Annotated in this window: 3 protein-coding genes; all 3 read right to left on the reverse strand. The window is 42.3% G+C overall.

Annotation, left to right across the window (positions count from 1 at the left end):
- The coding region (locus AC1DWN_RS30610) for a sensor histidine kinase (RefSeq protein WP_477562633.1) at positions 1-1,305 on the reverse strand (1,305 nt) is incomplete at its 3' end.
- Between the two features lie 335 nt (positions 1,306-1,640).
- Positions 1,641-2,810, reverse strand: coding sequence for a Gfo/Idh/MocA family protein (locus AC1DWN_RS30615; RefSeq protein WP_477562635.1), 1,170 nt, complete (start codon positions 2,808-2,810; stop codon positions 1,641-1,643).
- 57 nt (positions 2,811-2,867) lie between these two features.
- Positions 2,868-3,472 (reverse strand): fumarylacetoacetate hydrolase family protein (locus AC1DWN_RS30620; RefSeq protein ID WP_477562634.1); only part of this gene is annotated, 605 nt, incomplete at its 5' end.

Genomic DNA, 3,472 nt, shown 5'->3' on the forward strand with positions numbered 1-3,472 from the left:
ATCCAGCTCTTCACCGAGTCTAACTATATCCTGACCTTTAATACTATATCGAAGCATCTTGCCCAGCGCTGCAATCATATCCCGTATTTCCATCGCACCGACTTCATTGGCCATTCCTCTCAGCGATTCTAGCATATTGTACAAAAAATGAGGATTTACCTGCAGCTTTAAGAATGCGAGCTCCGCCTGCTTCTTCAATAATCCCAATTTCATAATTCTCGTTTCGGATGATATGACTTCATCGGTCAAATGATCAATTTCATCCAACATACCGTTGAACCTATCGGCCATTACCATAATCTCGTTATATCCAATCAACTCTAATCTCTTTTGACTGTGATAGATATTCTTGACCTTCTGGACCTGAATAAACCTCATAAAAGACTTGATTGGCTCAAGTACGTTACGGCTGATTACCCAAAGCAGTAAGCACATGATGGGGATAAAAATGATCAAAATCCACCCATATACCACTTTGATTTTTTCCAATCCCCGGAACAAATTCTGTTTCGAGTAGATGTTCACTATTCTCCCTTGTAGATCAGGCAACTCCGTTGTTTGAATGACGTATTTTTCATTATCCTTAATCGCGGCGGTATCCAGTTTTCTCCCGATCATCGCCATATCGTTGCTTGAGGAAACCGTCCCATTGCGATCCAACACATAGAAGTTTCCAAAGCCATTCTCAAGCATGATGTTAAATTTCGGAAACAGTGCGTTCAAATCCAATATGACAATAAAATAACCTAGCGTATGCGATGGATATATGTTGTTAATTCGAGAACCGATAATAAAGTAATGATGACCGACACCGTTATCGACCATTTCTTTCAATCCAGCATAATAGGGCTTCAATCGTAAATCCGGACTATTTTTCATTTCCGCAATGGTATCTATTACCGTCTTCCTCTTGTTTTTATCTGACATGAGGTTCACATTATTACCATTTTCACCTATGATGGTCATATCGACTATCCCGTTCTCAAGCTGACTAATGGTGGTGAATTGGGAGTCGACTTTTTTAAATAAGTCAATCTTATCAATTAGATCAGTGGATTTTAAATACTGATGAACATCCATATTGTAAGAGGTATTAATAACCAATCCATCAATATTCTCGATTTGGGATTGGATATATTGTGTAATTTTATCCAAAAGTTCGATCGAATACTCTTCGTTTTTTTCATAAATCATTTTCTTAGATTGAGAATAAGTCAAGAGCATGACCACTGCGACGACCGATACGAAAAGAATAAATATCATTAAAAATTGTAGCTTAATAGGCCTTTTTTTCAAATAATCCATAAAGTTTCCTCCCTGATCTGATGGGGGATTTTAACATGCGACTCACCAATTTATCCCAATATATCATTCCCGCGAAATGGAGACAATCCTATAACAGGATAAAATAATCATGTTCAAAAGTGAAAAAGTGTTGATGTAGGATGGTTATTCCTATACCAACACTTTTTATTTTTGGTATATCGTCGTTGCTATCTAATATAACAAACCGAAAGCTGAGTATTGATGTAKATATTTACGGGGGCGAGCATTGTAATAACAAAGGAGTGTTATATACATAAGAAGGGCCGGTTTCATTAAGATCCTTGAAGCATCTTAAGAGACCAACCCTTTTCCTGTTACCCTTTCAAAAAATCAACGAACTTCACCGGAGAGCCGCTAGCAACGGATTGTACAGATAGCGGGAATACCGAGCTCCATGTCATCGCGTCATACACGTCTATGGCAGGCTTTCTGTTCTCCAGAATAGCAGAAACAAACTCATGCATAACGAAGAAATCTCCTCCACCATGACCGGTATTAAGCGCTTGCTCCGACCATTGCTTCCAGTTAGGATGTTCCCACTGCTGTTCATAGGCCCACAAAGATTTCCACTCTGGATGTTGCCCGGCAATTTGATCTTTCTCTAACCATACGAGTGGATCTTCCCCGCCAAACCGCGGAGCTAAATAGGATCCTTCTGTACCTTGCAGTCCATAGTGGTTCATGTTGTGCGGACGTGCTGACTGTATATCGACGCGAAGCGAGATCAGGACGCCGTTCTTCGTGCGAATAAGTGTACTGGAGCTGTCCCCTTGATTCCAAAATCCAACTTGTGATCCAGGGTGTTCTGCACCGAAATGCTCCAGAAAATATTTAGAGGAAGCCCGACTTTTGGAGTTAACGGTAATGAGCTCTTCGAAAGCATCACCACCCTCCTTGTTGATCCCGAGCCACTTAGCGATCGGCCCGAGTGAATGGGTAGGATATGTACTACCATTAAAATCTCGAATATAGTCACCACGCCAGGTCAAGCTGCTGTCACTGCCATGCAGTAATTCTCTTACATCGTGAATATAGCCGCACTCCGCATAAGTAATTTCCCCAAATGCCCCAGCGCTGGCCATATGCTGGACCATCATATTTTCTCGTGTATAACAATAATTTTCCGCCATCATATAAGTCAGGCCTGTTTCCTTGACCGCTTCAATTAACTTCCAGCTATCTTCCAAGGTATGCGAACCGATCACTTCACTTAGCACATGTTTTCCCGCTTTAAGTGCAAGGACTGCCTGACTTGCATGGATCAACATCGGTGTTGCTAGGAATACTGCATCAACCTGAGAGCTTTCGAGCAATTTCTCGTAGCTTGTGTATGTCGTGATACCCGGAAACCTCTCTTTCCAACCCTTCAACACGTCCGAATTCAAATCACATACCGCCGTCAATTCCGCCTTCCCCAACAAGCTGCTAAGCGCATTACCGAAAGCTGCTCCTCTTTGCCCGCCAACAACCGCAAGCCGAACCATTTTACTCACCTAGACCCCTCCTCATGAAATCGTAATATTAAATGCGTGCTCAAGTGATTATTGCTCCGCAACAAGGCGATTTGTTAATGCTCCGAGCTTCTCAATTTCAATCGTTACGACGTCACCGTCTTTCAAATAAATTTGACGCTCCGGCGGATAGCCCATAACGACGCCTTCTGGCGTTCCGGTAAGAATGATATCTCCCGGCGATAGTGTGAAATGCTGCGAAATGTAGCTGACAATTTCGTCGCAGTAAAAAATCATATCACTTGTATTAGACTCCTGGCGAACCTCGCCGTTAACGATTGACTTGATCGATAAATCATTTGGATTGCCCACTTCGTCGGCTGTAACTAAATAAGGTCCGAGCGGAGAGAATCCATCACAAGTCTTGCCAAGCAACCATTGCGGCGTCCGCAACYGCAAGTCGCGAGCGGACAAATCGTTCACGTTGCAATATCCGAATACATAGTTCAGCGCTTCTTCTTTAGGCACATATTTCGCCTTTTTCCCGATAACAATAACCAACTCGGCTTCATAGTCGACTTTATGGGACACTTTCGGAAGGAAAACATCTTCCTTGTTCCCTGATAATGTATTGTTAAATTTATTAAATAGGATTGGATACTCGGGCACAGGCAAATTGGTTTCCTCTGCATGCT

The sequence above is a fragment of the Paenibacillus sp. P4_A7 genome (assembly GCF_056402455.1).